29 protein-coding genes and 2 pseudogenes are annotated in these 25,364 nt (G+C 50.1%); 20 read left to right on the top strand and 11 right to left on the bottom strand.

Annotation, left to right across the window (positions count from 1 at the left end):
• Positions 1-7 precede the first annotated feature (7 nt).
• From gatB to HA51_RS04695, 5 genes and pseudogenes are all read left to right on the top strand, one after another.
• The gene (gatB, locus tag HA51_RS04715) at positions 8-292 is read left to right on the top strand and encodes a PTS galactitol transporter subunit IIB (RefSeq protein WP_084932471.1); all 285 of its coding nucleotides are present in this window, start codon (positions 8-10) and stop codon (positions 290-292) included.
• A gap of 4 nt (positions 293-296) precedes the next feature.
• Positions 297-1,679, top strand: a complete 1,383-nt coding sequence (locus HA51_RS04710; protein ID WP_084932469.1) for a PTS galactitol transporter subunit IIC — start codon at positions 297-299, stop codon at positions 1,677-1,679.
• Between the two features lie 43 nt (positions 1,680-1,722).
• Positions 1,723-2,786, top strand: a pseudogene (locus HA51_RS04705) (zinc-binding dehydrogenase).
• Positions 2,786-3,643: a tagatose bisphosphate family class II aldolase gene (locus HA51_RS04700; RefSeq protein ID WP_084932466.1), complete on the top strand. Its 858-nt coding sequence runs from the start codon at positions 2,786-2,788 to the stop codon at positions 3,641-3,643. Before HA51_RS04705 ends, HA51_RS04700 begins: the two are co-directional and overlap by 1 nt.
• A 13-nt stretch (positions 3,644-3,656) precedes the next feature.
• Positions 3,657-3,971, top strand: a complete 315-nt coding sequence (locus HA51_RS04695; RefSeq protein WP_084932463.1) for a hypothetical protein — start codon at positions 3,657-3,659, stop codon at positions 3,969-3,971.
• Between the two features lie 141 nt (positions 3,972-4,112).
• Here HA51_RS04695 and HA51_RS04690 read toward each other — a convergent pair whose 3' ends face one another.
• Positions 4,113-4,580, bottom strand: coding sequence for an Lrp/AsnC family transcriptional regulator (locus HA51_RS04690; protein WP_084932461.1), 468 nt, complete (start codon positions 4,578-4,580; stop codon positions 4,113-4,115).
• Between the two features lie 187 nt (positions 4,581-4,767).
• On the opposite strand from HA51_RS04690, the gene HA51_RS04685 reads away from it, so the two are divergent.
• The 3 genes from HA51_RS04685 to HA51_RS04675 all read left to right on the top strand — a co-directional run bounded on the left by HA51_RS04685 (position 4,768) and on the right by HA51_RS04675 (position 8,620).
• Positions 4,768-5,973, top strand: coding sequence for an amino acid aminotransferase (locus tag HA51_RS04685; protein WP_084932459.1), 1,206 nt, complete (start codon positions 4,768-4,770; stop codon positions 5,971-5,973).
• A gap of 56 nt (positions 5,974-6,029) precedes the next feature.
• The gene (locus HA51_RS04680) at positions 6,030-7,628 is read left to right on the top strand and encodes an acetolactate synthase large subunit (protein WP_211282906.1); all 1,599 of its coding nucleotides are present in this window, start codon (positions 6,030-6,032) and stop codon (positions 7,626-7,628) included.
• Positions 7,629-7,771: 143 nt separating this feature from the next.
• On the top strand, positions 7,772-8,620 hold the full coding sequence (locus HA51_RS04675) for a DMT family transporter (protein ID WP_084932457.1): 849 nt from the start codon (positions 7,772-7,774) through the stop codon (positions 8,618-8,620).
• Positions 8,621-8,908: 288 nt separating this feature from the next.
• Here HA51_RS04675 and HA51_RS04670 read toward each other — a convergent pair whose 3' ends face one another.
• Together HA51_RS04670 and HA51_RS04665 are read right to left on the bottom strand one after the other, a co-directional pair.
• Positions 8,909-10,183, bottom strand: coding sequence for a Glu/Leu/Phe/Val family dehydrogenase (locus tag HA51_RS04670; RefSeq protein ID WP_084932454.1), 1,275 nt, complete (start codon positions 10,181-10,183; stop codon positions 8,909-8,911).
• Positions 10,184-10,683: 500 nt separating this feature from the next.
• A pseudogene (locus HA51_RS04665) lies at positions 10,684-11,088 on the bottom strand (aldehyde dehydrogenase family protein); the annotation flags it as partial.
• A gap of 19 nt (positions 11,089-11,107) precedes the next feature.
• On the opposite strand from HA51_RS04665, the gene HA51_RS04660 reads away from it, so the two are divergent.
• The 3 genes from HA51_RS04660 (at position 11,108) to HA51_RS04650 (ending at position 13,980) form a co-directional block, all read left to right on the top strand.
• Positions 11,108-11,632, top strand: coding sequence for an outer membrane protein assembly factor BamB family protein (locus tag HA51_RS04660; RefSeq protein WP_245840164.1), 525 nt, complete (start codon positions 11,108-11,110; stop codon positions 11,630-11,632).
• A 202-nt stretch (positions 11,633-11,834) separates the two neighbouring features.
• Positions 11,835-13,163, top strand: a complete 1,329-nt coding sequence (locus HA51_RS04655) for an NTP/NDP exchange transporter (protein ID WP_245840163.1) — start codon at positions 11,835-11,837, stop codon at positions 13,161-13,163.
• A complete protein-coding gene (locus HA51_RS04650) occupies positions 13,144-13,980 on the top strand; it encodes an aldo/keto reductase (RefSeq protein WP_084932447.1) in 837 nt (278 codons plus the stop codon). Before HA51_RS04655 ends, HA51_RS04650 begins: the two co-directional genes overlap by 20 nt.
• 6 nt (positions 13,981-13,986) lie before the next feature.
• On the opposite strand, the gene HA51_RS04645 is transcribed toward HA51_RS04650, so the two are convergent.
• From HA51_RS04645 to HA51_RS04635, 3 genes are read right to left on the bottom strand one after another with little or no spacing between them, the layout of a single operon-like run.
• Entirely contained in the window at positions 13,987-14,241 is a 255-nt protein-coding gene (locus HA51_RS04645; protein WP_139810637.1) for a hypothetical protein, read from the bottom strand.
• 14 nt (positions 14,242-14,255) lie between these two features.
• A complete protein-coding gene (locus HA51_RS04640; RefSeq protein ID WP_084932442.1) occupies positions 14,256-14,618 on the bottom strand; it encodes a hypothetical protein in 363 nt (120 codons plus the stop codon).
• A 1-nt stretch (position 14,619) separates the two neighbouring features.
• Positions 14,620-14,952 (bottom strand): PadR family transcriptional regulator, encoded by a 333-nt coding sequence (locus HA51_RS04635; RefSeq protein ID WP_084932440.1) that lies wholly within the window; start codon positions 14,950-14,952, stop codon positions 14,620-14,622.
• Positions 14,953-15,106: 154 nt separating this feature from the next.
• Here HA51_RS04635 and HA51_RS04630 point away from each other — a divergent pair, with 154 nt between their 5' ends.
• From HA51_RS04630 to ydfG, 5 genes are read left to right on the top strand one after another with little or no spacing between them, the layout of a single operon-like run.
• Positions 15,107-15,688, top strand: coding sequence for a cupin domain-containing protein (locus tag HA51_RS04630; protein WP_084932437.1), 582 nt, complete (start codon positions 15,107-15,109; stop codon positions 15,686-15,688).
• Positions 15,689-15,710: 22 nt separating this feature from the next.
• Positions 15,711-16,004: a putative quinol monooxygenase gene (locus HA51_RS04625; RefSeq protein WP_084932434.1), complete on the top strand. Its 294-nt coding sequence runs from the start codon at positions 15,711-15,713 to the stop codon at positions 16,002-16,004.
• A 21-nt stretch (positions 16,005-16,025) separates the two neighbouring features.
• Positions 16,026-16,574, top strand: a complete 549-nt coding sequence (locus HA51_RS04620; protein WP_084932432.1) for a YbhB/YbcL family Raf kinase inhibitor-like protein — start codon at positions 16,026-16,028, stop codon at positions 16,572-16,574.
• A gap of 9 nt (positions 16,575-16,583) precedes the next feature.
• Entirely contained in the window at positions 16,584-16,769 is a 186-nt protein-coding gene (locus tag HA51_RS26870) for a tautomerase family protein (RefSeq protein WP_139810636.1), read from the top strand.
• Positions 16,770-16,784: 15 nt separating this feature from the next.
• A complete protein-coding gene (ydfG, locus tag HA51_RS04615; RefSeq protein ID WP_139810635.1) occupies positions 16,785-17,534 on the top strand; it encodes a bifunctional NADP-dependent 3-hydroxy acid dehydrogenase/3-hydroxypropionate dehydrogenase YdfG in 750 nt (249 codons plus the stop codon).
• A gap of 230 nt (positions 17,535-17,764) precedes the next feature.
• Here the strand turns inward: ydfG and HA51_RS04610 are convergent, their stop codons facing one another.
• A complete protein-coding gene (locus HA51_RS04610; protein WP_084932430.1) occupies positions 17,765-18,706 on the bottom strand; it encodes a LysR family transcriptional regulator in 942 nt (313 codons plus the stop codon).
• Positions 18,707-18,908: 202 nt separating this feature from the next.
• On the opposite strand from HA51_RS04610, the gene HA51_RS04605 reads away from it, so the two are divergent.
• The 3 genes from HA51_RS04605 (at position 18,909) to HA51_RS04595 (ending at position 20,892) form a co-directional block, all read left to right on the top strand.
• On the top strand, positions 18,909-19,367 hold the full coding sequence (locus tag HA51_RS04605) for a (R)-mandelonitrile lyase (RefSeq protein ID WP_084932427.1): 459 nt from the start codon (positions 18,909-18,911) through the stop codon (positions 19,365-19,367).
• A gap of 151 nt (positions 19,368-19,518) precedes the next feature.
• Positions 19,519-20,256 (top strand): SDR family oxidoreductase, encoded by a 738-nt coding sequence (locus HA51_RS04600; RefSeq protein WP_084932425.1) that lies wholly within the window; start codon positions 19,519-19,521, stop codon positions 20,254-20,256.
• Between the two features lie 186 nt (positions 20,257-20,442).
• Positions 20,443-20,892 carry a cyclophilin-like fold protein gene (locus tag HA51_RS04595; RefSeq protein WP_084932423.1) on the top strand — a complete coding sequence of 150 codons (450 nt, stop codon included), beginning with the start codon at positions 20,443-20,445 and terminating at the stop codon, positions 20,890-20,892.
• Positions 20,893-20,998: 106 nt separating this feature from the next.
• Here HA51_RS04595 and HA51_RS04590 read toward each other — a convergent pair whose 3' ends face one another.
• From HA51_RS04590 to HA51_RS04575, 4 genes are all read right to left on the bottom strand, one after another.
• Positions 20,999-21,355, bottom strand: coding sequence for a hypothetical protein (locus HA51_RS04590; protein WP_084932421.1), 357 nt, complete (start codon positions 21,353-21,355; stop codon positions 20,999-21,001).
• Positions 21,356-21,428: 73 nt separating this feature from the next.
• Positions 21,429-22,238, bottom strand: a complete 810-nt coding sequence (locus HA51_RS04585) for an SDR family oxidoreductase (protein ID WP_084932419.1) — start codon at positions 22,236-22,238, stop codon at positions 21,429-21,431.
• Positions 22,238-22,567 carry a TIM barrel protein gene (locus tag HA51_RS04580; protein WP_211282905.1) on the bottom strand — a complete coding sequence of 110 codons (330 nt, stop codon included), beginning with the start codon at positions 22,565-22,567 and terminating at the stop codon, positions 22,238-22,240. The genes HA51_RS04585 and HA51_RS04580 overlap by 1 nt, the downstream gene beginning before the upstream one ends.
• Positions 22,568-23,010: 443 nt before the next feature.
• Positions 23,011-24,027 carry a LacI family DNA-binding transcriptional regulator gene (locus HA51_RS04575; RefSeq protein WP_084932417.1) on the bottom strand — a complete coding sequence of 339 codons (1,017 nt, stop codon included), beginning with the start codon at positions 24,025-24,027 and terminating at the stop codon, positions 23,011-23,013.
• A gap of 137 nt (positions 24,028-24,164) precedes the next feature.
• On the opposite strand from HA51_RS04575, the gene HA51_RS04570 reads away from it, so the two are divergent.
• Complete coding sequence (locus tag HA51_RS04570) at positions 24,165-25,310, top strand: phytanoyl-CoA dioxygenase family protein (protein ID WP_084932414.1); 1,146 nt, start codon at positions 24,165-24,167, stop codon at positions 25,308-25,310.
• Positions 25,311-25,364 lie beyond the last annotated feature (54 nt).

Here is a 25,364-nt window from a genome sequence, read left to right as displayed (position 1 = left end):
AATAAGAATGAAACGTAAAGTGATCGTTGCCTGTGGCGGCGCCGTCGCCACCTCAACCATGGCGGCAGAAGAAATCAAAGATCTCTGCGAAGAGAACAGCATTACCGTCGAAATCGTACAGTGCCGCGTTAACGAGATCGAAACCTACATGGATGGTGTGGACCTGATTTGTACTACGGCCCGCGTTGACCGTCAGTTTGGTGATATCCCGGTGGTGCACGGCATGCCGTTCATCTCAGGCGTGGGTATTAATGCGCTGCGGGAAAAAATCCTGACCGTTCTGCAGGGGTAATCCTATGTTTACTGAAATCATGCGTTACATCCTCGATCTCGGTCCGACAGTGATGCTGCCGATCGTGATCATCATTTTCTCCGTCTGCCTCGGGATGAAAGTGGGCGATGCCTTTAAGTCCGGCCTGTTTATCGGTATCGGCTTTGTTGGTATTGGCCTGGTGATTGGCCTGATGCTTGACTCCATCGGGCCTGCCGCCAAAGCCATGGCGGCTAACTTCGAAATCGGACTTGATGTGGTCGATGTGGGCTGGCCGGGATCGTCGCCGATGACCTGGGCGTCACAGATTGCGCTGGTCGCCATTCCGATTGCGATTGCGGTGAACATTCTGATGCTGGTCACCCGCATGACGCGCGTGGTGAACGTGGATATCTGGAACATCTGGCACATGACGTTCACCGGCGCGATGCTGCATCTGGCGACGGGTTCTTACTGGCTGGGTATTCTGGGCGTGGTGCTGCATGCGGCCTTCGCGTACAAACTGGGCGACTGGTTTGCGCGCGATACCAAAAACTATTTCGATCTTGACGGGATCGCCGTTCCGCACGGTTCCTCTGCCTATATGGGGCCGGTGGCAGTCTTGGTGGACGTTATCATTGATAAAATCCCGGGTCTGAAGCGTATTCACTTCAGTGCGGATGATGTGCAGAAGCGCTTCGGTGCCTTTGGTGAGCCGGTAACTGTCGGCTTCATTATGGGGATCGTGATCGGCCTGCTGGCAGGCTACGACGCCAAGGGCGTATTGCAACTTGCCGTGAAGACGGCGGCGGTTATGTTGCTGATGCCAAGGGTGATCAAACCTATCATGGATGGCCTTAACCCGATTGCTAAACAGGCCCGCAAGCGCCTGCAGGCAAAATTTGGTGGTCGGGAGTTTCTGATTGGCCTCGATCCGGCGCTGCTGCTGGGCCATACCTCAGTGGTCTCCGCCAGCCTCATCTTTATTCCACTGACGATCCTGATTGCCGTGTTCGTGCCGGGTAACCGCGTGCTGCCGTTCGGCGACCTCGCCACCATTGGTTTCTTCGTGGCCATGGCCGTTGCCGTACACCAGGGCAACCTGTTCCGCACCCTGATCTCCGGCATCATCATCATGGGCATGACGCTGTGGATTGCCACTCAGACTATCGGGCTGCATACCCAGCTTGCCGCCAACGCCGGCGCGCTGAAAGCGGGCGGCCAGGTTGCTTCAATGGACCAGGGCGGTTCACCGGTGACTTACCTGCTGATTCAGTTCCTGACCTGGCAGAACGTCACCGCGCTGGTGGTGATTGGCACCGTTTATCTGCTGGGCGTGGCGTTGACCTGGCGCAGAGCGCGTCAGGCTATGCAGACCCAGCCTGAGCCGGATAACACCCTTTCCCAGAGTAATTCTTTAGCGAAATAACCTACGGGGGGGCAGGTCCCCCGTTCTTCCCGGAGTTTACCCCATGAAATCTGTCGTGATACACGCCGGAGGCAGCGTTACGGTTGAAGAACAGCCGTTGCCTCAGATTGAAGCCGGTGATGATGTACTGGTGCAGGTTATCTGCTCCGGACTCTGCGGTTCAGATATTCCGCGCATCTTTCACGAAGGAGCCCATTTCTACCCGATCACGCTTGGACACGAGTTCTGCGGCCGCGTGACCGAAACCGGTGCTGGCGTGAGTGACTTAAAAGCAGGTGACCTGGTTTCCTGCGTGCCGCTTCAACCCTGTTTTGACTGCGAAGAGTGCAGCCGTCAGCTGTGGTCTCAGTGCCGCAACTACAGTTTTATTGGTTCAAGAAGCAACGGTGGCAACCGCGAATTTATCGTGGTCCCGCGACAGAACCTGTTTCGCCTGCCAGCCTGCACCTCGCCTGTCGAAGGCGCTTTTTTTGAGCCGATGACGGTCAGCCTGCATACCATCGAGCTGGCGGGCGGCTGCCGCGATAAAGAAGTGATTATTGTTGGGGCGGGCACCATTGGCTGCTGGCGATGCAGTGCGCCAAAGCGCTGGGCGCCCGCTCGGTGACCGCCATTGATATCAATCCGGAGCGCCTGGCGCTGTCAAAGCAACTGGGCGCGGACTTTGTGTTCAACAGCGCGGAAATGACGGCAGATGACATCCGTTACGAGATGAATAACCGACGTTTCGACCAGCTCATTCTGGAAACGGCAGGTGCGCCGCAGACCGTTGAGCTCAGCATTCAGATTGCAGGCCCGCAGGCTCAGGTGGGTCTGATTGGCACACTCCATAAAGACCTGAACCTGAGCAGCGCCACATTCGGTCAGATTCTGCGCAAGGAACTGAAGGTGCTGGGCAGCTGGATGAACTACTCCGGTGCGTGGCCCGGCGTGGAATGGGCACAGGCGACTCAGCTATTTGAAGCCGGAAAGATCGATCTCTCCGCACTCATCGCCGTGCAGGGTGACGCTGAGCAATATGCTGGCGCGGTGACCGAGCTGAACGGTAAACCCATGAGCGGCAAAATCATGCTCGACTTCTCAACTCATGTCGGAGGACCGGCCTAATGTATCTCGTCTCTAATCGCGCCATGCTTGTTAAGGCGCAACAGGGCGGTTATGCCGTGCCTGCGTTTAACGTACATAACCTCGAAACCGTGCAGGTGATTGCGGAAACGGCAGCGGAACTGGGATCGCCCGTGATTATGGCAGGCACCACGGGCACCTATAAATATGCCGGACTGGGTTATCTGGTGGCTATCTGTGAACAGGCGGCACAGAAGTACGATTTACCCATCGCGCTGCATCTCGATCATCATGAAGATCTGTCTGATATTGAGGCTAAAGTGAAGGCGGGTGTGCGCTCTGTAATGATTGATGCCTCGCACTTCGCCTTTGAGCAGAATATTGAGAAAGTGGTGCAGGCCGTACGCCTCTGCCATCGCTACGATGCCAGCGTTGAGGCTGAGCTGGGACGCCTCGGGGGTCAGGAAGACGACATCGTGGTGGATGAAAAAGATAGCTTCTTTACCGATCCCCTCAAGGCAGCAGAATACGTGCAGCGCACCGGCATTGATTCTCTCGCCGTCGCCATCGGCTCGGCGCACGGCATGTATCAGGGGGAACCAAAGCTGGATTTTGCACGCCTGGCGCAAATTCGCGAGCGTGTGGATATTCCGCTGGTGCTGCACGGCGCATCGGGCATCCCAGAAACGATGCTGCGGCAGTCTATTGAACTGGGTATCTGCAAAGTGAATGTGGCGACAGAACTTAAAATCGCCTTCTCCGATGCGGTAAAAGCGTTTTTCGGAGAGCACCCGCACGCCAACGATCCGCGCGAGTATATGGAGCCGGGCAAGCGGGCAATGAAGCACGTGGTGCAGGAGAAAATTCGCATGTGCGGTAGTGAAGGTAAGCTCAGGTAGCAGGGTACAGAAAATGGATATCGCATCGGTAAAGTCACTGAGCCGGTTCTATTACTCTCTTCTGGTGTCGGTGAGGATGTTTCGCAAAGAAGGGAACAACTTCACTCTCAAGGGGAGAAAGAGGCATATCAGCGGCTGGCTTAACCAGGCCAAAAACAGGAAACTTTTTAGCAGAGTAGTTTTCCAGGATATCGAATGGCTGATGATACAAAATCAAAAGTTACATCCAGATGTGATGGAAAGGCAGCTATTAAAAATTTACCGCACGTCGCGCTTCATTTGTCTGACGGCGGGTGTCAGAACTTTTAAATACATCATGAATGAGTAATCTTGTAGCAGAAATAGCCTGCACTCGGGTGTAGGCATTTCTGTATCAGCAGATTCAGCACATGAGGTGTTAAGCAATAAGGCTGATGATTCTCCGCCGAAAGACAGCCTGGACAATCGTTAAGGAAGTCCGTAGGGGTTATCAACGATTTTTGTGAATGTTTGGGAAGGTAAGATTTCGTTTGACCATTCCATATGCAAAGCTGGTATCCAGAGAAGCGATGCCGGGTACTGAATGTAACTTTTTCCTGACAAATCCTTCGTAGCTGCTTAATTCTTCAACGAGTATCTTGAGCAGATAGTCATCGCTCCCGGTCATCAAATAACATTCCATCACTTCATCCAGCAGCCCTATTGCTTTCTCGAATTCATCAACGATCTCTCGGCTGTGAGAAATGAGACGTATCCGCACAAATGCCGTTACCCCAAGCCCATACGCTTTCTCATCGATGATTGCCGTATAGCCAGTAATCATCTTCTGCTCTTCAAGGTTTTTTAACCGCCTTAGGCAGGGAGATGGCGACAGATTGACTCTTTCAGCCAGTTCCTGATTGGTCAACCGGCCATCTTTCTGAAGCTCGGCGATGATAAGTCTGTCTCTTGAATCCATACGTCCTCATGCTGGCATAAAATTGCTCATTTGAACGATAAAGTTATCATAAATGGCAATTAATGCCCTGAGCTAAGTGATAAATTTTAACTATTGGCTTTCTTCATTTGTAAGTAGAACCAAGTGGAAATGCCAGAGCATCGAAACATCAAAGTATTACATCCAGGTTTTAAATCGAGGTGGTCAAATGTTCAAATCTTTACCCCCTGCTGCAAGGGATACGCTGTGGGATATAACAGAACGATTCGCTATTGATCATCGTCCTGGAAAATTGGATCTAATCCTGGGTATGTACCGTGATGAAACTGGCTTAACACCTGTACTGGAAGCGGTGAAACAGGCTGAAAGAAAACTTGCAGAAAATGCTGCTCCAAAAACTTACAAGACAATGGCCGGTAACAAAGCGTTTTGTGATGGCATGGCAAAAATTTTACTCGGTTCAGGCAACCCGAGACTAAAAGAGCTGGTAGCAACACAATCAGTCGGTGGTGCAGGTGCGTTGAGGATGCTTGCTGAGCTGGTCGCTGCTGCGAACCCGTGTGCTACGGTATGGACTTCCGACCCGGGGTATGTCAATCACCGCCCTTTAATGGCTTCAGGTGGGCTTAGAGTTGATATTTATCCATGGAAAGCAAATGTGCAAGGGTTGGACCTGGCCGCACTTTTCTCTGGATTGAACAATACAGTGCCAGGCGATGTACTTCTCATCCAGGGCTGCTGCCATAACCCTGCAGGCATCGACCCTTCATTCAGTCAATGGGAAGAGATCGCTGATTTTTGCTTAAACAAGCAATTAATCCCGATTATTGATATGGCCTATCATGGGTTGGGTGAGGGAATGGACACAGATGCTGCAGGCTTGCGGTTAATGGTTCAGAAACTCGAAACAGTTTTGATTGCAGCCACCTGCTCAAAAAACATGGGACTGTACTGCGAGCGTGTGGGCGTCGCCTATGTCGTCACTGCCGAAACTCATTCCCTACCTCTCATTAGAAAAACGTTTGAACAAAGTGCCCGCCGCACTTATTCAATGCCGCCGGAACATGGCGCAGCTATAGCGGCCGAATTGTTCTCTTCTCCCACTGAATGGTTAGCTGAACTCGATGTGATGCGTCAGCGTATTCAGTCTGTAAGGACCACGCTGGCCCAAGCCCTTTTAGAGGTTGGTCTGAACGGATTTGCAGGAATTCATCAGCATAGCGGAATGTTTTCTCTCCTTCCTTTGAGTCAGCAGCAGATGGAACAGCTTAGAACCGAATACGCAATTTATGGCACTGATGAAGGCCGGATTAACATCGCAGGGCTTACGGAGCAGTCAGCGCGCTATGTGGCTAAGGCTATTTTAGCCGTAACACAACGAAGTGAAGTTCCAGGTACTACGCAAGATAACTGAACAGTTCTCCGCATGACACGTGCTGTCTGCTTAACCGAAAATTTTGGTTCTATCAAATGACGTCAAAAAACAACGCTACCGGCATTGAAAACGATATGAAAAATGAAAAACAAATGAACGGTGCAGAGTCGCTGCTGCGAACGCTGGTTAATACAGGAGTAGAAGTCTGCTTCGCAAACCCAGGTACTTCAGAAATGCACTTTGTCAGTGCACTGGACCGCGTGGAGGGTATGCGGCCAATCCTCGGTTTGTTTGAAGGGGTGGTAACCGGCGCGGCTGATGGCTATGCACGCATGACCGGTAAACCGGCCGCAACGCTTCTGCACCTAGGGCCGGGAATGGGTAATGGGCTAGCGTGTTTGCATAACGCCCGCAAGGCAGGGTCACCTGTGATTAATATCATTGGCGATCATGCTACTCATCACCGGCGTTTTGAGGCGCCGCTGACTTCGGAGGTTGAGACTTTTGCCCGGACGGTCTCTCACTGGGTCCGTACCACACGCGATGCTCGTAGTGTAGCAGCAGATACTGCGCTGGCCGTTCAGGCGGCGAGGGCGCATCCCGGACAGATTGCCAGTTTAATACTACCTGCGGATGCTGCCTGGGACGCTGCAGAACGCCCTGCGCAGAAGCTACCTGAAGCCCCTCGTGCGCAGGTAAGTGATGAGGCGATTTCGCAAGTTGCGGCAATCCTTAAGAGTAAAAAAGTCGCTATTATGTTGCGCGGCGATGTATTGGAAGATGAAGGACTTATAGCAGCAGGACGTATCGCGTCGCTTACAGGCGCCCGACTGGTTTGTGACACGTACACGCCTAAAATTCAAAAAGGGGCGGGTCGTGTTAAAGTGGAACGATTACCTTATCGGCCAACACCGGCAATAGAATTCCTTAAAGGAATTGAAATGATGGTCCTTGTTGGAACTCAACCTCCTGTAGCTTTCTTCGCCTATCCCGGACTGCCTAATGAGTTGACTCCAGCAGGATGCGGTGTCATGACACTTTCATTCCCTCATGAAGATGGAACTTCCGCACTTATAGCACTGGCTGACTACATTGGGGCTCCCCCGACACCAACGTTAGTGCGGGATAGCCTTCCTAAGTTCAGCCTTGGCCTGAATGCACTGACGAGTGCTGAAGTGGGCAGAATTGTGGCAGACAATTTGCCAGTAAACGCCATCATCTGCGATGAAAGCATTACGGCTAGCGCGGGGCATTTTGCAATATTCGACTGTGCCGCACCGAGTGACTATTTGCAAACAACAGGGGGTGCCATTGGACATGGTCTTCCAATGGCAGTGGGGGCATCTGTAGCTTGCCCCGACAGAAAGGTCATTGTGCTGGAGGGTGATGGTAGCGCAATGTATACAATTCAGTCTCTCTGGACAATGGCCAAGGAGCAGCTGGACGTTACAGTTGTCATCTATGCTAATAATACCTACGCAATTTTACGTGATGAACTCATCAATGTTGGAGCTACAGAGGGGCCGCAAGCCTCAGCTGTTTTTGACATTAATGGGCCTGTCATTGATTGGGTGCGTATGGCAAACAGCATGGGGGTTGAAGCTGCAGTGGCCAGCACCCCGAGCCAGTTTTCAGACATCTTTAAATCTGCAATGAAGTATAACGGTCCCTTCCTCATTGCAGCTTCCGTATAACTTTTATCATCTATCTTGCGTACAACCGGGGTAAAATCCGGTTATTACTCAACACTCATCAATAATTAGTGGTTTCACAACATATTAATCAAAGATGTCATGCAGAAAGTTTTAAGTTAATGGCATCGGGAGAGGACATTTAGATGAGGAATTTTTCTCTGGTACTGACTATCCCGACAGTCATGGTTGCCTTTGCCGCAAATTCACTTCTGTGCAAAATAGCGTTAAAGGGGGGCCATATTGATGCTGTAACGTTTAGCAATCTTCGCCTAATCAGCGGGGCTCTAATTTTGCTTCCCTTTACGTTCAAATCAGTTCTATTTAAAATAACCAAAAACACTCTGCTTAACAGCTTGTATCTTATGGGATATGCAGTTTTTTTCTCAATAGCTTATGTAAAGCTCGATGCGGGAGCAGGGGCTCTAATACTATTCGGATCTGTCCAACTAACTATGGTCCTTTACGGTGTTAGATGCGGCGAACGTATGGGAACGACTCGTATCATCGGCGTTATTGTGGCATTACTCGGTTTGTTAATTTTACTTCTTCCAGGCTCGAAATCTCCACCTGTCAGCAGCGCATTACTCATGCTTCTCTCTGGGATCTGCTGGGCTGCATATACAATTGCTGGCAAAAAAACATTGAATCCCGGGCTTACAACGTCTCAGAATTTCATTCTAGCGGTTCCAATGGCGCTTGGAATTTCATTTTTCTTTAGCGAAGATTTACACATGGACAGTGTTGGAGTGACACTGTCAATATTATCAGGGGCAGCAGCCTCAGCTGCAGCTTATGTAATTTGGTACTCATTGTTACCAAATCTCGACTCTGTCACTGCGAGCACTTTACAACTGAGTGTGCCTTGCCTGGCAATGTTGGGGGGTGCATTTTTCCTTAATGAGTCATTAGACGTTCGCAAAATGACTTCAACCTTGGTTGTACTGATTGGTATTCTTTTGGTTATTCGTTCCAAACCTGCAACTATTAATTGAATCTGAAGCGATAAAACATAGTTCATTGTGAATAGCTCAGCATTTGAAGTTGTTCTCTCTAGATTGGCAGTACGGCATTCTTAAATATGCTGCGGTATGCGGATGTTATGTTTAAAATTTATATTAGTTAGTAATTTAAAGGTGATACTAAGGGTTGAATCGATTGATGATGATTTGCTGTCCGCAGCATTTCATATTAAATGCTTTGCTTTTAAAGATAATAAATAAAAATATCCTATATATAGGGGCCAAGCCCCTATAATAAAGTATTAAACTTTAATCTAAGAATTATGGATATATGCCACGCTCTTTGCGCGCGATCAAAATGCGCTCGCAGCCAACGGCATAGGCTGCTGTACGTAGTGTCACACCTAATGATTCGGCTTTCTGCCACACGGCTTCAAATGCCTGTGACATAATCATATCCAGACGAGAATTGATCTCATCCTCCCCCCAGAAATAGCTGGAAAAATCCTGTACCCACTCAAAATAACTGACTGTTACGCCACCGGCGTTGCACAGTACATCTGGCACTATGGTCACTCCACGCTGGCGCAGAATATCGTCAGCTTCCGGCAGTGTAGGGCCGTTAGCGCCTTCAAGGACTAATTTACAGGTGAGTTTATGTGCACGCTCAGCAGTGATTTGTCCTTCCAGTGCCGCGGGGATCAGAATGTCGAAATCCTTAAGCCAAAAGTCTTCGCTAGAGATGACTCTTGCGCCAGGGAAACCGGCAATAGCACCGTGCTTTTGCTGCCAGCTCTGTAAAGCGGGAATATCAATGCCTTCATTATTCCAAAGCGTGGTGCTGTGATCCTGCACGGCAACGATATGTGCACCAGCTTCCTGGAACAACCCTACCGCCACACTGCCAACGTTACCAAATCCCTGAACGGCAACTCGGCTGCGTTCGACCGTAAGCCCGATGTTCTTGGCCGCAGCGCGTCCGGTAACAAAAACGCCACGCCCCGTGGCCGTAACGCGTCCTAAGGACCCACCCAGATGAACCGGTTTTCCCGTAACCACACCAGTACTGGTTGCACCTGCATTCATCGACCACGTATCCATGATCCAGGCCATGACCTGTGCATTTGTACCCACATCAGGCGCCGGGATATCGCGCTGCGGCCCGATAATATTGCCAATTTCACTGGTATAGCGACGCGTCAGGCGTTCCAGTTCTTTGATGGAGAGTTCACGAGGATCGACACGAATGCCGCCTTTAGCACCGCCAAACGGCAGGTTAATCACAGCACATTTAACGGTCATCCAGGCCGACAGCGCCATAACTTCTTCAAGGTTGACGTCGGGATGATAACGAATGCCACCTTTGCCCGGTCCACGGGACAGGTTGTGTTGTACGCGAAAACCTTCGAAGTGGCGCACCGTGCCATCATCCATCTCAAGCGGGATATCAACAATAAACGCGCGCTTAGGGTGGCGTAAAGTATCGGCCCAGCGAGAGAGATCGCCCAAATAGGGCATGACACGATCAACCTGAGCTAAATAGGTCGCCCATGGTGAATGTGGATCTTCAGATACGTAAGAAAGTGGTTTGCTCATTTATTCATTTTCCGTATGCAGATGACATTGGATAACATTCTGCTGAGCGCCAAGGATTAGTGAAATAAATAGACTGCATTGATTTCATCTCAGCAGGTGTTGCAGGGACATAGATGGCGTTTATAAATAAAAGTGCTCGCCCTGAAATGGGAGCGTACTGAATATTACGATTAAACGCTGGAGTAATCAGGGCGAGCTAAATTTAAATTCCATATACATTAATGCCTGGGCGAAAATGGTCCAGGAAAATCCTTATCACCACGACACAGGATAAACTGGCTTTGTCCAGAAGCCAGTTCGGGCTGCTGACCAGGCAGCCCATCTGATCAAGCCTGACTAGGCTTATCCCACAGATTCAGTTCCTGACCAATGCCGCGCTCGCGGGCGGTTTGCATCAGTTCGTAACCCCAGCTGATATCGAACACCGACATACCGCAGGCAATGAAAATAACGCGCTCACTTTTGTTAACACGACCCGGTTTTTGATCGTTAACCACATCACCCACACCCGATTGTTTATATCCACCGACTGGCATTTCGGCAGGCGATTCACCCCATCCGTTGATCCCGCAAATACCTGCTTCCAACTGGTGAATAGTGCGATGCGCGCGTGCGAGATCTTTAGTGCAAATCCCTGCAACCAAACCAAACTCTTTATCATTAGCTCGGCGGATGACTTCATCTTCTGTTTCATAGGTCAGAATGCTCATGACCGGGCCAAAGATCTCCTCCCGAACGATAGTCATATCGTTGGTACAATTGGTGAATAAAGTGGGAGCAACATAAGCGCCTTTACTGAACTCACCTTCGATTATGCGCTTGCCTCCAGCCAGGAATGTCGCCCCTTCTTCAATACCCTTTTGGATATATCCCAGCACGCTTTCCATATGCGGGAAGCTGGTCACACGTGCGGTTGATGATGCCATGGGCGTCTTCTGGATGGGTGATCCACGTTATAAAACCCCACCTCCAGGACGTAACCGTCCTCAGGCGGGTCTGCCTTATGGTCAGGACGTTAATACTGGCTGGGTGTCTAACATTGGTGTTATTTGTAAGCAGCCGCCATTTGGCATGATTAAAGCTATTGATCTGGCTACCGGCAAAACGTTGTGGGATCGTCCGCTGGGTACTGCGGAACGCAACGGGCCGTGGGTACTTCACTCTATGCTGCCACTGCAAATCGGATTGCCAAACAACGGTGGTGTCTTGACCACTCAAAGTGGCCTGGCCTTTGTCGGTGCAACAACGGATGACTATCTGCGCGCGATTGACGTTAAGACGGGTAAAACGCTGTGGAAAGATGAATTACCCGCTGGCGGCCAGGCAACTCCAATGACCTATGAAGTCAATGGTCAGCAGTTCCTGATTATCATGGCTGGTGGACATCATGGAATGATGACCCCTGAAGGCGATGAAGTGATCGCATACGCATTACCTAACAAAGCCTAATTAAAGCAGGCGGCAGCAAATGTCGCCTGCTTTTAACAGAGTTTTACAACTTCCTTTCTTCTCTTGAATCCCTCGCCCTCGTTGGTTTTGACCACTTCTCCAACAACTTAAAGCTTGTGAGGTTGATCACATCCAGTTGACAGGCAAAACCTACATACCTAGATTAAATAGGTATTAAGGAATGCTGATTTCAGGAGTGAATGTGAAGAAGGAAGATCGCGTACCATTCTGGTTACGTTTAACCCCGGTCAGGCCAGAGGAAGTTCAGGCATTAATCTGGTGCATGACCTACATTTTTTGCGTGCTGTCAGCGTATTACGTTCTCAGACCGATTCGTGACACCTTTGGTATAGATGGTGGCTTGCATAATCTGCAATGGCTATTCACCGCAACATTACTGGCCATTTTGGCGCTGAATATTCCCTTTGCTGCACTCTCTCGTAAATTTCCGCGTAAACGTTTTATCCCGCTGGTCTATCGGTTTTTTATTAGCCATCTGCTTATCTTTGCGGTTTTAAAATTCACGCTGGCTGCCTCACAGCAGGTGTGGTTGGGGCGCGTATTCTTTGTGTGGCTCTCAGTGTTTAATCTTTACGTGGTTTCAGTATTCTGGTCGCTGGTATCGGATATTTTTTCGCGGGAACGCGCGACTCGCTTGTTTGCCATGATGGCAGCAGGGGCAACACTCGGCGCCATTATTGGTTCTGCCACCACGGCACTGTTAGCACAGCATCTCAATACCTATGGCCTGTTTGTTCTGGCGGCACTTCTGCTTGAGTGCGCCGTAGCGTGCGTGCATCGTCTCAACGGTTTCACGCATCTCGCTGAGCCAGGTGAAGCTCAGGAGCAACAAAACCGGCCGTTAGGTGGAGGGACTTTCTCAGGTATAGCCCGTATTTTTACTTCGCCTTATCTACTCAACATCTGTCTTTATATGCTGTTTTATTCCATTACCTCAACATTGATCTATTTCCGCCAGGCAGACCTGGTGCGTCATTTATTTCAAACAGATAGCGACCGCACCGCGTTTTTTGCCACGACCGACCTGATCGTTAATGTACTAACGCTGCTCACTCAACTGTTCATTACCAGCCGCGTCATGTCGCGCTATGGTACTCGCTGGGTACTTTCGTTGCTGCCCGTTATCACTGTGCTGGGCTTCGCGAGTCTGGCTTACTGGCCATTGTTATGGTCAGTGGTTATCTTTTCTATTTTACGCCGCGTGAGTAATTTTGCGTTCGCACGGCCCGCGCGTGAGGTGCTTTTCACCGTGCTGAACCGTGAAGACAAATACAAAGCTAAAAATGTCATTGATACGGCGGTTTATCGTGCCGGTGATCAGGTTGGCGCCTGGAGTTGGGCAATGATGAGCGCAGCAGGGCTAACCGGCAGCCTGTTGGCAAGTTTCGCAATACCGCTTTCACTGGCCTGGCTATTCAATAGCCAATGGTTAGGGCGTCGTCAAAATAAACTGGATGAACATCGCTTTGAACAGCACGGAGGAAAACTCAATGAAAACAGTCACTATTGATGGTCACAACATTGCGCCGATTGGTATGGGAAGCTGGCATTTGGGACAGGGACGTCACAGTGAGACTTCGGAGATCAATGCATTACGCGCGGGCATTGATGCCGGAATGCAGCTCATTGATACGGCTGAAATGTACGGCAGTGGTCGTTCAGAAACGCTGATTGGTAAAGCGCTGCATGGCGTACGAGACAAAGTTTATCTGGTTTCAAAGATCTATCCGTACCATGCCAACCGGCTGCTTATGGAGCGAAGCTGTGAAGCCACGCTAAAACGCTTGAACACAGAATGCCTCGACCTGTACCTCTTGCACTGGCGTTTTAGCAGCATCTTGACGGAGGTAGTGCCGGGTTTTGAAAAGCTAAAACAACAGGGAAAGATCAAAGCCTGGGGCGTCTCGAACTTTGATGTTAAGGACATGGAAGATTTGTTTGCCATCGAGCACGGCGATCAGTGTGCAACTAACCAGATTTTCTATAATCCCGCCAGTCGTGGCGTAGAGTTTGATCTCATTCCATGGTGCCAGCAACACCAAATGCCGATGATGGCTTACTCCCCTTTAGGCGGGGAGGGGGCTTCGCTGCTGCGTCATCCGTTGATCACTCAACTGGCAGCAAAATACCAAACGGGTCCATCTACAATATTGCTGGCTTGGGCGATTCGTAATGGCAACATGATTGCCATTCCTGAGTCAGGTGAAGCCGCACATATACGTGAGAATGCCGCCGCGCTGCATATTGAGCTACAACTATCTGACTTGAAAGTGCTGGATGAAGCGTTCCCAGCGCCGACTCAGAAGATGCCACTTGAAACGCGTTAACAGACTTTAATGTGCTGCTGCGCGTTTCCATAACGCGCACATGCTGCGACTGCGTAATTTCAGGTGGAGCATGCGTATTGAGAGCGCCACAACTGCCGCCAATTCAAACGTGTGGTAGTAAATGGAACTCTCTGCACTGCTGTGAATATTCCAAAGCAGCGCCAGAATCAGCGCACAGGATGCCGTCTGGCAGGCAATCATTGGGGTACAAAGCCAGTGATAGAGGCGTGCGCCTTCTAACTGATTCCTATGAATAGCCATTAATGCAGCCCACGTCAGGCAACCACACAACACTGCAATGATGACGCGGGCCCGCCGTTGTGGTTGGTCAGGCAGGTAAACACCGCAATGATAATGGCGATGATGATGCTCAGGTTGATAAACAGCGTGGCACGCAACTTACGTAGCACCAGCGCCACGGCAAACTCTGCGGCCAGGTGTTGTGGCGAGCCAAAACGCTGTGTTGCTTTCAACGCTGCTATCTCGGGCGTTTCGTTACTGCATTCAATCGCTTCATAAAAATGCTCGCCAATTTCCAGGCAGATGGTGTCGGCGTACTTTTGTTCAAAGCGAAGCTCATGCCACAAATCCTGCAAGTAGCGCTGAGCCGGTTCAGGCAGTTCGAAGAGGATGGACATATTACGGTCTCTGCAGCAATGAGGTAATCGCGCCAGCATAATTATCCCAGGCTTCGCGCTTGTTCAGTAATTCTTGCTGGCCTTCTTTGGTCAGCTGATAAACACGACGCTTACGCTTAGAAGGGGCAATTTCCCATTCAGCGGCGATGATACCGCGTTGCTCCATGCGGTGTAGCAAAGGGTATACCGTTCCTTCCTGGAAGGATAAAACCCCATCTGTTAATTGGTGAATAAGTTCGATCAAGGCATAACCGTGGCATGGCCCACGTTCAAGAGCGGCCAGAATGACCATTTCAATATGGCTTTTGAGGTTATCGTCAGAACTACTTCTCATGCTTATTACCTACTTACAAAGAAAGATACACATCACGTTTATCTTAACTTGACTTCATTACAAACGATACCTAGTTTATCTAGGTATGTGGTCATCAGAATTTATGCGCATTTTTACACCCATTTGTTAATGACGATCTTTTTCAGGGAGAGATATGGTTCACTTCACGCGACGTCACTTTATTCAGCGATCAGCTTTGCTGGCATTGCTATTCCCCTCGTTAGCGGCAAAAGCCTCCGCTCAGTCAGACACAAAGACAGCGCATCACATTCAACAGTGGTTCTTCACATCTGATGATTGGGTTCCTAACCATCCTGAACTACCGGTGATGCACATTGCCGACGCCAGCGACTCGCACCAGACATTGTTAAGTGAACTGGAAAAAACCGGCTGGTCAAAGCAGTGGCAGGGTAAACCCTTTAGCTATCTACATTTCCATAGCCGCACGCACGTTATTTTCGTTGTGACTGCGGGCAGTGGTGAGCTGCGGGTAGGGGGAAATAAGGGCAAAACAGTTCTGGCAAACGTGGGTGACATGATTTTCCTGCCTGCCGGTACTGGGCAGCAACATATCTCCTCCACTCCCGATTTTGCTGTGTCTGCCTGCTATCTGAAAGGCAAAAGCTGGGATGTCTGTCGCTCCGCTATTAATCCTGAAACCTTACAGAAAGTTTCGATGGAAAAACTCAATAAAGGCACTCGTCATTTTTTCAGCCAACAAGGCGCTGTGATTTGATTCAACACCCAGGAGACAAGAAATGAGCAATGGTATCAAATTGGTGATTGCAAAATTTGTGGCCAAACGAGGTCAGGCTGATGCCCTCAATGCCGCCATCACCCGCTGTATTGCTCCCAGTCGCGCTGAGCCGGGCTGTATTCATTATGACTTGTACACGAGTCAGGAAGATGAAAATACCTTTCTAATCCATGAAAAATGGCAGGGCGATGAAGCCATAGCGTTTCATTTCATCCAGCCCCATTTCAAACAGTTGCTCGCGGAAACCCAACCTCTGGTCGCCGGTGAACCCGAAATAAAAAGCGTTGATATTTAAGTGACTAAAAAGGAAATTTCAATGATCTCATATCAAAAACTTAGCCTGCTTGCTGGTCTGCTCCTTTGTTCAGCGGGTGCCATGGCCGCGCCCTTCAGCCTGCACGCCAGCGATTTCCACAATACCGGCAAGTTACCTGTCTCTATGGGAGCAGGCGGACAATGTCCTGGAGAGAACATTTCTCCTGCTTTGAGCTGGAAGGATGCGCCTGCAGATACCAAAAGCTTTGTGCTGTTGATTGAAGATCCACAGGGTGCGAATGGCCTCGGCGTCACACATTTCATTGGTTATGGCATCGATGGTAAACGCAATCACTTTGCTCAGCGCGATCTCACACACGTGACGGGATACACGGCTGGAACGAATAGCAAAAATATTCAAGGCTATTTCGGTCCATGCCCACCCGTGAATGCTGATGTTCACAACTACAACTTCACGTTGATCGCCACCGACATTGCGCCGGATGCCTTGCAAAAAGGTCTGACCAAAGAAGCTGTGATGGCGCAACTAAAAGGCCATGCTTTGGCTTCAGCAGGTTTGGTCGGTCAATTCGTTTTTCCGAAAAAATAAGGGAACAGCATGCCAGAGATTATCGTAAATATGGTGAGTGGCCGTACGCCTGAACAGAAAAGAAAACTGCTGGATGGCATTTATAAAGCCGTTAAAGAGAGCTTGCCAGTCAAGGATGAGTACATTGTGGTCTCACTTATCGAAACGCCAAAAGAGAATAAGTCTCGCGGCGGTATCCCTTTTAGCGAAATGTAAGAAGTGGAATAAAGCATGTTGATTTTGATTACCGGAGCAACATCCGGGTTTGGTTGGGACCTGGCGCTGCGCTATGCGCAAAATGGTCATCGTGTTATTGCAACGGGCCGTCGCCAGAACAAATTAGATGAGCTTAAAGCGGTAGGGGGTGACAATATTTATCCCCTGGCGTTAGATGTCAGCGTTGCTGCCGCCGTTAATGACTTTATGGCACAGTTGCCACCGGAATGGCGTGAGATTGACGTGCTGATCAACAATGCTGGTTTGGCATTGGGGCTTGAACCTGCTCAGAACGCCAGCATGGATGACTGGCGCCGCATGATTGATGTGAACATCAATGGCTTGGTGCATATGACGCATGTGGTGCTACCGGGCATGGTTGAGAGAAACCGTGGCCACATTATAAACCTAGGGTCTACTGCGGGTAGCTGGCCATACGCTGGTGGCAACGTATACGGTGCGTCTAAAGCGTTTGTGCATCAGTTTAGCCTCAATCTTCGCACGGACCTGTTTGGTACAGCCGTCCGCGTGACCAACGTTGAGCCGGGTCTGGTGGGGGGCACTGAATTCTCCAACGTGCGTTTTAAAGGTGATGAAGGGCGAGTGGAGCAGACTTATGAGAACACTCAACCGCTGATGCCATCTGATATCACCGAGGCGATTTGGTGGATCAGCAATCTTCCAGCACACGTCAATATCAACACCCTGGAAATGATGCCAGTGTGCCAGTCATATGGCGGGTTGCGTGTCGCTAAAGGTGAATAAAATAAAACGGCCACCTTTAGGGTGGTCGCTACTTCCACATGACTTCTCTTCTGACTTAAAGTTCTCACGAACTTCACTTCATTAATTCCTTCTGCCTCAGGAATATTAACAAGTCTAATATTCAATCCACACTTTCCCGTCGATTAGTGTTTTAGTGACCAATCTTATGTTTTAACCTCTGTTTCTTTCTTAGTTGAGAGTTTGGGCTGCTGAGATTTTTCACCATCTATTCAATCTCTTAATTTCTTTAAAGGTTTGTTCTTCATGCCCTTTGAAGGAGTCATCGAATAGCGAAGCGCATCCACCAGCAGAGCAAATGCTGGCGTAGGCTGACGATGGCTGGGGTAATAAAGATGATAGCCAGAAAAAGGTTCGCACCATTCTTCCAACACCCTTATTAACTCTCCAGACGCAAAATAAGGCTCCAGCTGTCCCTCAGGCAGATAGGCGAGACCCCGATCGGAGAGCGCCGCTCTGAGGATCATGCTGCCGGTATTAAAGACCAGCTGTCCATCCACCCGGACGTTCAGCTCGCGTCCATCCTTCTCAAACTCCCATGCGTATAGGCCTCCGTGTCCGGAAAGACGCAGGTTGATACAGCAGTGTTCAGGCAGTTGCTGTGGGGTTTCGGGAGCCGTCCGTCTGCTGAAATATGCCGGCGATCCCGCTACGGCCATGCGCATTGGAGGTCCCACCCTGACAGCAATCATGTCCTTGGCAATGGTTTCACCCGGACGGATACCGGCATCAAAGCGGTCTTTCACGATATCAACCAGACCATAATCAGTCAGAATTTCAACTTTGATGTCCGGGTACTCCTCAACGAGCTTGTTAACGGCCGGCCACAACACCGACTCAGCAGCATACTCAGTCGACGTCAGGCGTATCGTACCTGCAGGTTTGTCGCGTAATTCGGTCAGTTCCATCAGCTGCTGCTGAATTTCTTCAATACGGGGACCCACGGACGCCATGAGACGCTCACCGGCTTCAGTCGGTACGACTCGGCGTGTGGTGCGGTTCAATAATCGCAGCCCCAGCCGCGCTTCAAGCCCCCGGACTGTCTGGCTCAGAGCAGACTGAGAAACACCCAGTCGCTTGGCGGCGCGCGTAAAATTCTGCTCTTTCGCCACCACCATGAACGCCGCGAGGTCGTTAAGGTTTTCGCCTGCCATTTAAAAGTTCTCCTTATTATTTCAATCTGAATTTAGCATCTAATCACTGAATAAGTCCTCCGATATACTTTCCATGTTCATAAATTAATCAGATGCCGAGCGGCGATTCGGCTGAACAGCGTCAGTCTCCGTAACCTCATTGTCCGGCCTTATGCAGGCTGAGTGCGGCTGAAGCCGGGGACCGAAAAAAGGAGTACACCAGATGAAAGGTATTATCGCAGCGGCAGCAATGGCAGTGCTTGGCACGACACAGGTATCTGCTGAAGAGATTGAGATTCGCCGTAACGGTCAGACGCCTTCTGTCGTGGGCAAAGCTGAGAACTTTACGGGGCAGGCAGTTATCAGCCCTCTGCTGCTGCCCAACGACAGCACCCGTGCAAACCTGGGTCAGGTGGATTTCTCGCCGGGCGCGCGAACCGTCTGGCATACGCATCCGGCAGGACAATTATTGATGGTTACGGCAGGAAAGGGCTGGGTGCAGGAAGAGGGTAAAGCGCGTCAGGATATCAGCCCGGGCGACGTGGTGTGGATACCGGCAACGGTGCGCCACTGGCACGGCGCGACGGCCACGTCGCCGATGAGCCACCTGGCGATGACGTATATGGCGGACGGAAGTAACGTGCAGTGGCAGGAGCCCGTCACTGACGAACAGTATCGCTGAGCCGGGAACAGGCGTCCGGCGCACTCAGTCATCTAACCTGCTATGCCGGTTGGCCGAATACCTTTTCCGTCGCGCCGGTTTTTAAGACGGTATTTGAACAACGTGAATCACGGTAATGGCCGTCTTATGGTCTGCCGTAAAGGAGAACAGTATGTCGCAGAATATTGAAAATAAAGTTGTTGTTATCACCGGAGCCAGCAGTGGGTTGGGTGCCGAAACGGCACGCCATCTTGCCTCTCAGGGCGCAAAAGTGGTATTGGGCGCGCGCCGTCTCGACAGGCTCGAAAGCCTGGCCAGCGATCTGGGACTGAATGCACGTGCCGTTCTCAGCACCGACGTGACTGACCGTCATCAGGTTCAGGCGCTGGTTGATCGGGCGGTTGAGCTGCACGGCCGTATTGATGTGCTTATCAATAACGCCGGCCTAATGCCAAGCTCCATGCTCGACAAGCTTAAGGTGGACGAATGGGATCGCATGATCGACGTCAACATCAAAGGCGTACTGTACGGTATTGCAGCGGCGCTGCCGAAAATGAAAGCGCAGAAGTCCGGACAGATAATCAACGTGTCTTCCGTCGCCGGGCATAAGGTCGGCCCGGGCGGCGCCGTCTACGCGGGCACCAAATGGGCGGTGAGAGCCATTTCAGAAGGCCTACGACAGGAAGTGAAGCCCTGGAATATCCGCACCACCATCGTTTCACCCGGCGCGGTAGATACCGAGCTGACCGGCACCATCACCGATGAGGACGTTGCGAAAGGCATGGCAAAAAGTTACGAGAATGCAATCCCAGCCAGCTCGTTTGCCCGCGTTGTGGCGTTTGCCATCAGTCAGCCTGATGAGGTGGACGTCAACGAAATTCTGTTCCGTCCGACGGCTCAGCTCTATTAATTATCCTGCCTGGCGCACACATGAGCGCCCGGCGGCTTACCCCGTTTTCTGAGGATATTTTCCCGGCAGGGGCGTTCACAGACTCAATACCATGACAAATAAACTCTCCGGGCGCTGCGGCTGCCTGCGAGCTTTTTTACGCCTGAATTGTCTTTCCCGGACTGACAAGATGAAACTGGAGACTTTATGTTTAAATCAACTCTGCTCGTATTGGCATCGATCAGCGCTGCATCATTTGCTGTAGCGGCTGCCGACGCCACCGGGGTTAAAGTGAAAATTACGGCTGGCGACCACACGATGATTGCCACGTTTTATGATAATGCCACGACACGGGCGCTGATCTCCCGGTTCCCGCTCACCTTGCCCATGGAGGATCTTTACAACCGTGAAATGTGCTATCGCTTTCCCGACGCGCTGCCAACCAGTGAAACTCAGACAAGCGCCTATGAAGTAGGTGACATCGTATATTGGGCCCCCCGACACAGCTTTGTGATTATGTATGAGCAGAACGGCGAGCGGATCAGCAACCTGCAGAAGATAGGGCGCATCCATTCCGGTGTGGATGTATTCAGACAGACCGGTAATACCAGCGTGAAGTTTGAGTTAGCAGGGAAATCTAAAGCGAAAAGCGACTAATCAACTGAGAGGAAAAGGATGCGGACGATTTCCAGGACCTGCGGGAGATAATTCATGTACTCAAAGAAAGACCGTATCCGGTCTTACAGGTGTCGTTTTAATATTCTTAGAGTTGCAGCATCACATTAGGTTTTGTTTGCGATCTGATAGAGATTCGGTTGATAAAGTTATCCTCTTTCATTTTATTGCAAATAATCTCGCAGTTTCGCTCTAATTTGGCGACTTTGCTTTCCAGTAAACTGACTGGTGTATCTTCAATGAGTTCCAGCATATGAAAGATTTCATGGCGGACATTTTCGCCAAATGTTTTATCTGCTTTGTGTTGATTTAACCATTCTGCCAACTCTGACTTTTTGTCCTGTTCATTATCATTCAGGGCACGCCTGCTGGTTTGAATAAACGTTATTTTAGCCAGGAAGTGCATATAGAAATTATGAATGTCACTGAGTTGTTTGATATTCATAGCAGCCTCATCAATTCAATTTATTAAGATACGGCTATCAGCCCGCAGCGCAGGCTGATAATTTTAGATTAAATTAAAGTGGTGCATCTGGCGTGTCCGCCTGGTCGTATGCTCCCCAAATGGTCTGGTCATAATTGACCATGGAGCCGGTCATTAAACCTGACTCTTCGCTGGCGAGAAACGCCACAGCGCGCGCCACTTCTTCTGGCGAAATCAGTCGGCCAAATGGCTGTTCCGCAGCGGCTTTTTCAAGCCAGTTTTCTTCCGCGCCGTGATAGGTACGCATGATGCGGTCTTCACCCTCTGATGCCATCCAGCCAATATTCAGGCCATTTACACGGATGCGGTTGCGTAATAAGGCATAGGCGGTGTTGCGCGTCAGCGTGGCGAGTGCACCTTTGGATGAGCAATAAGCGGCAATAAATGGCTGCCCTGCCAGAGCTGACATTGAGCAGATATTAACAATGCTGCCCTCAATATTCTCGCGACGCATCACCTTGATGGTTTCCTGCATCAGGAAGAAGGGGCCGCGCACATTAGTGGCGAACATTTTGTCGAACAGCTCGGGCTCGGTATCAAGAATGGAACCACGATCGGTCATCCCACCGGCATTCACCAGGATATCGACGCGATTGAAGATCTCATCAGTCGCGGCAATGACTTTACGGCAGTCTTCGACAGAGGAAAGATCGGCCTGAACAAATTCAACACGCGTTTTTCCTAAGGCGTTAAGTTTCGCGGCAACCTCTTTACCTTTAGTCTCATTGCGTCCGCAAATGACGACGCCCGTTGCACCATTCTGCGCAAAATGGTGCGCAATAGCGGCGCCCAGTCCTTGTGTACCTCCGGTAACAACGGCAACTTTACCTGCTAACTGATTCATTAAATTATTCCTTCGACAAGTGTATATCCCGCTGCGTGAAGTGCTTTTTGCAGCGTGCCATGACCAATGCGTGCATATTCAAGCGGAGGGGCTTTAGCCGGGTCCTGTTCCGCTTCCACCACAAACCAGCCCTGATAACCTAAGTTGGCCAGTGTGCGGGTCAGTTCATCAAAATCGATCATACCGTCACCGGGTACGGTATAAACACCCTTGAGTACCGCATCCAGGAAGCTGTCTTTATTCCAGTCGAGTGAGGAGAGCACCTTAGCCCAGACAATTGCTTCCTGAAGTTCATCGAGTGAGGCGACTTTAAGTGCCAGTGCACCCATTGACTGCGCATTCGCCACGAAATCGACTTGGAAGTGTTCCTTAACGCGACAGTCTTTTAGCAGGTTGTTAAAAGATGCACCGCCTTTGGCATTCTGCAGTCGGTTGATGACCGCATATCGGCGCTGCCGTTCCCCAGATTTATGACGGACTGAAAGGGGTGGCCTTTGTCGATGCAGTGGTGGACAGCCACGAGCAGGGTAACGTTTGGATCACACCTAAATACCGATAACTTTTTAAAAAACCGAGAGTCTTCCCCTGTGCAGAGAACAGCCGTGAACACTTTCGACGTTGATTCTCTAAAGAGAATTGAAAAACGATTCCGGCTGGTGGCAGTGCATCAGGGGATTTTTGATTATATTTCGGAGCCCTGTGTTTAGGCCGGTATATAAAGATGCTCTACAGGGCGCTATTGTCAGCGAAGTTTATGAAGACTTTCAAAAAGTTATGTGTGCATGTTATATCGGGTGATGATATTTACTTTTGAATAAAGCTGCTGCACTTCGTTCACAGGTAAAAAATTATGGAATTCCAATAGCGTTTTTAGCGCATTCTGGGCATCAAGCTGTAAATTATGTTCAATTAATACATCAATTTTACCAGCCTGCATCAAGGCTCTGTTTTCACGATCGAGATCGTGTCCAATAAAAGCACGGATAGTGATGCTATGTTCATCTAATGCCCTGAGGATCCCGGCATTTCCGCCCCCGACGGTATAGACCGCTATGATGTCTTTTTCCTTTTCCAATGCCTTGTTGACGTAATCGTACATCTGGTGGTCAATGCCATAACCGCCGGCTAATTGTACGATTCTGCAATCTGGCTTGAACTGAGTAATGGCTTTGGTAAAACCTTCACACCTCTCCATCTCCCCGGTGAAGTCCTCACTCCCCACAATCGTCGCGATAGTGCCATTCTCGGGCGATAGCCATTTCGACATGATCAATGCGGCCGCTTTTCCGGCGCTGTAATTGTCCATACCGATATAGCGCAGTCGGGCGCTGCCGGGAATATCGGTCACGATAGTCACAACAGGTACGCGTTGACGTATCAGTCCCTCGATGACCGGGATCATTTCTGGCGAATGCTGGAGCTTGAGCACAATGCCATGACTGTCCACGGCACACTTCTTTATCAGCGTTTTAATCTCGGAGAAGCTCAGGTCTTCATAGCAGTGAAAACGGAGTTGAATGCGGAATGAAACGAAGCTGGATATCTGGCTGACGAAGGCTTCACGCACTAACTCACTAAATCGTTCGGGAGTATGGAGAATGACGTCAATATAAATGGTTCGCCCTTTTGCAAGGCTGGCTTTCTGCTGTAATTCAAGGTCGGCGATTGCCTGACGTATCCGGTGCTCGGTCTGTGGGTGAACGTTGCCCCGCTGATGGAGAGCCCGATCAACCGTTGCCAGACTGAGGCCTGACTGTGCAGATATCTGCTTAAGGGTAAACTGCTTCATATTCTGAGGTTTTTTTGAGGGGTTTTTGATGTTTTGTTAACTCAATGTAACTGCTAGCTTGTGGTGTAGCAAGCCAGTCGTTGGGCTGAAGATGCGTTAAGCAAACCCTGCAATGATTAAAATAAAATGAGGTCGTTATGTCTCCAGAATATTTCGCAACTGAGGGTCAGGTTTCTGTAGATGATTTCAAAACCTTCTGCAATCAGCGCGTGAATGCTGCTGATTACCCTTTATCCGCTGCAGTGCAATCTGAGGTGATTATCTATGATCGTTCAACGTTGGAAGATGCAGCCGCCACGGACAAACGGTCAGTACTAAGTGAACTCCATAAAGCGCTTTCCTATGGGCCTGGCGTTTTTGTTGTCAAAAATCTGTTCTCTGATGTATCCGTCATCGACAGAGCTTCAGCAGCATTTGAGAAAATCATGCGTGAAGAGGCCGCGTCGAAAGTTCAGGCGGACCATTTCTCCAAAGCAGGCAACAATGGAAGGATCTGGAACGCGCTGCAAAAGCTTGGCGAAACCAGCCCTGAAGTCTTTGCCGAGTACTATGCCAACCCGATGCTCAACCTGATTTGTACTGCCTGGCTGGGTCCCGCCTGGCGCATGACTTCACAGGTTAATCAGGTTCGCCCAGGCGGTGAAGCGCAGCAACCTCACCGTGACTACCACCTTGGTTTCCAGCAAAGTGCATTCGCTGCTGAATTTCCCATACCGGTACAAATCCTGACGCAGTATCTGACGTTGCAGGGTGCAGTTGCCCATTCTGACATGCCGCTGGCCTCTGGTCCGACGCAGTTACTGCCTTGGTCACATCAATATGAGTTGGGCTATATCGCTTACAGACAGCCCGAATTTGCCCAATATTTCGCAGAGAATTTTGTGCAGTTACCCCTGAAGAAAGGGGATGGATTATTCTTCAATCCTGCGCTTTTCCATGCTGCTGGTAATAACACAACCGAAAGTCACGTCAGGACGGCCAACCTGTTGCAGATCTCATCGGCGTTTGGCGTTCCGATGGAAGAAGTGAATCATGAACACTTGCTTAAACTGGTGTACCCGATTTTGTTGGAAAGCCGTAAACCAGCCGATAAAACCAAGGCGTTGATCGAGGTGGCAGCCCGCGGCTATTCATTCCCGACCAACCTTGATACCGATCCGCCTGTTGGAGGAATGGTGCCTAAAACGCAACAGCAGCTGGTTACTGAGGCGTTGAATGAGCAGTGGAGTGTTGAAAGATTTCATTCAGAACTGGATGCACAGACGTTAAAGCGAAAAGCTTGAGGAAGAAAAACGGGCGCTGTTAACAGCGCCCGTTTTTTTATTTTCTGCTAAGCA

The organism is Pantoea rwandensis (assembly GCF_002095475.1).
In the GTDB taxonomy this organism is placed as follows: Bacteria; Pseudomonadota; Gammaproteobacteria; order Enterobacterales; family Enterobacteriaceae; genus Pantoea; species Pantoea rwandensis.
The sequence above is the reverse complement of the archived record's forward strand: the minus strand, read 5'-3'. Positions and strand labels throughout refer to the sequence as shown.

Coding starts and splice junctions, on each gene's coding strand:
- HA51_RS04650 (WP_084932447.1), top strand. CDS start 13,144: ATGAAAACAGTCACTATTGATGGTCACAACATTGCGCCGATTGGTATG.
- HA51_RS04660 (WP_245840164.1), top strand. CDS start 11,108: ATGGGCGTCTTCTGGATGGGTGATCCACGTTATAAAACCCCACCTCCA.
- HA51_RS04710 (WP_084932469.1), top strand. CDS start 297: ATGTTTACTGAAATCATGCGTTACATCCTCGATCTCGGTCCGACAGTG.
- HA51_RS04610 (WP_084932430.1), bottom strand. CDS start 18,706: ATGGCAGGCGAAAACCTTAACGACCTCGCGGCGTTCATGGTGGTGGCG.
- HA51_RS04580 (WP_211282905.1), bottom strand. CDS start 22,567: ATGGGTGCACTGGCACTTAAAGTCGCCTCACTCGATGAACTTCAGGAA.
- HA51_RS04605 (WP_084932427.1), top strand. CDS start 18,909: ATGAAAGGTATTATCGCAGCGGCAGCAATGGCAGTGCTTGGCACGACA.
- HA51_RS04620 (WP_084932432.1), top strand. CDS start 16,026: ATGATCTCATATCAAAAACTTAGCCTGCTTGCTGGTCTGCTCCTTTGT.
- HA51_RS04595 (WP_084932423.1), top strand. CDS start 20,443: ATGTTTAAATCAACTCTGCTCGTATTGGCATCGATCAGCGCTGCATCA.
- HA51_RS04680 (WP_211282906.1), top strand. CDS start 6,030: ATGACGTCAAAAAACAACGCTACCGGCATTGAAAACGATATGAAAAAT.
- HA51_RS04700 (WP_084932466.1), top strand. CDS start 2,786: ATGTATCTCGTCTCTAATCGCGCCATGCTTGTTAAGGCGCAACAGGGC.
- HA51_RS04630 (WP_084932437.1), top strand. CDS start 15,107: ATGGTTCACTTCACGCGACGTCACTTTATTCAGCGATCAGCTTTGCTG.
- HA51_RS04690 (WP_084932461.1), bottom strand. CDS start 4,580: ATGGATTCAAGAGACAGACTTATCATCGCCGAGCTTCAGAAAGATGGC.
- ydfG (WP_139810635.1), top strand. CDS start 16,785: ATGTTGATTTTGATTACCGGAGCAACATCCGGGTTTGGTTGGGACCTG.
- HA51_RS04670 (WP_084932454.1), bottom strand. CDS start 10,183: ATGAGCAAACCACTTTCTTACGTATCTGAAGATCCACATTCACCATGG.
- HA51_RS04640 (WP_084932442.1), bottom strand. CDS start 14,618: ATGTCCATCCTCTTCGAACTGCCTGAACCGGCTCAGCGCTACTTGCAG.
- HA51_RS04695 (WP_084932463.1), top strand. CDS start 3,657: ATGGATATCGCATCGGTAAAGTCACTGAGCCGGTTCTATTACTCTCTT.
- HA51_RS04635 (WP_084932440.1), bottom strand. CDS start 14,952: ATGAGAAGTAGTTCTGACGATAACCTCAAAAGCCATATTGAAATGGTC.
- HA51_RS04675 (WP_084932457.1), top strand. CDS start 7,772: ATGAGGAATTTTTCTCTGGTACTGACTATCCCGACAGTCATGGTTGCC.
- HA51_RS04685 (WP_084932459.1), top strand. CDS start 4,768: ATGTTCAAATCTTTACCCCCTGCTGCAAGGGATACGCTGTGGGATATA.
- HA51_RS04570 (WP_084932414.1), top strand. CDS start 24,165: ATGTCTCCAGAATATTTCGCAACTGAGGGTCAGGTTTCTGTAGATGAT.
- HA51_RS04585 (WP_084932419.1), bottom strand. CDS start 22,238: ATGAATCAGTTAGCAGGTAAAGTTGCCGTTGTTACCGGAGGTACACAA.
- HA51_RS04600 (WP_084932425.1), top strand. CDS start 19,519: ATGTCGCAGAATATTGAAAATAAAGTTGTTGTTATCACCGGAGCCAGC.
- HA51_RS04590 (WP_084932421.1), bottom strand. CDS start 21,355: ATGAATATCAAACAACTCAGTGACATTCATAATTTCTATATGCACTTC.
- HA51_RS04625 (WP_084932434.1), top strand. CDS start 15,711: ATGAGCAATGGTATCAAATTGGTGATTGCAAAATTTGTGGCCAAACGA.
- gatB (WP_084932471.1), top strand. CDS start 8: ATGAAACGTAAAGTGATCGTTGCCTGTGGCGGCGCCGTCGCCACCTCA.
- HA51_RS04575 (WP_084932417.1), bottom strand. CDS start 24,027: ATGAAGCAGTTTACCCTTAAGCAGATATCTGCACAGTCAGGCCTCAGT.
- HA51_RS04645 (WP_139810637.1), bottom strand. CDS start 14,241: ATGGCTATTCATAGGAATCAGTTAGAAGGCGCACGCCTCTATCACTGG.
- HA51_RS26870 (WP_139810636.1), top strand. CDS start 16,584: ATGCCAGAGATTATCGTAAATATGGTGAGTGGCCGTACGCCTGAACAG.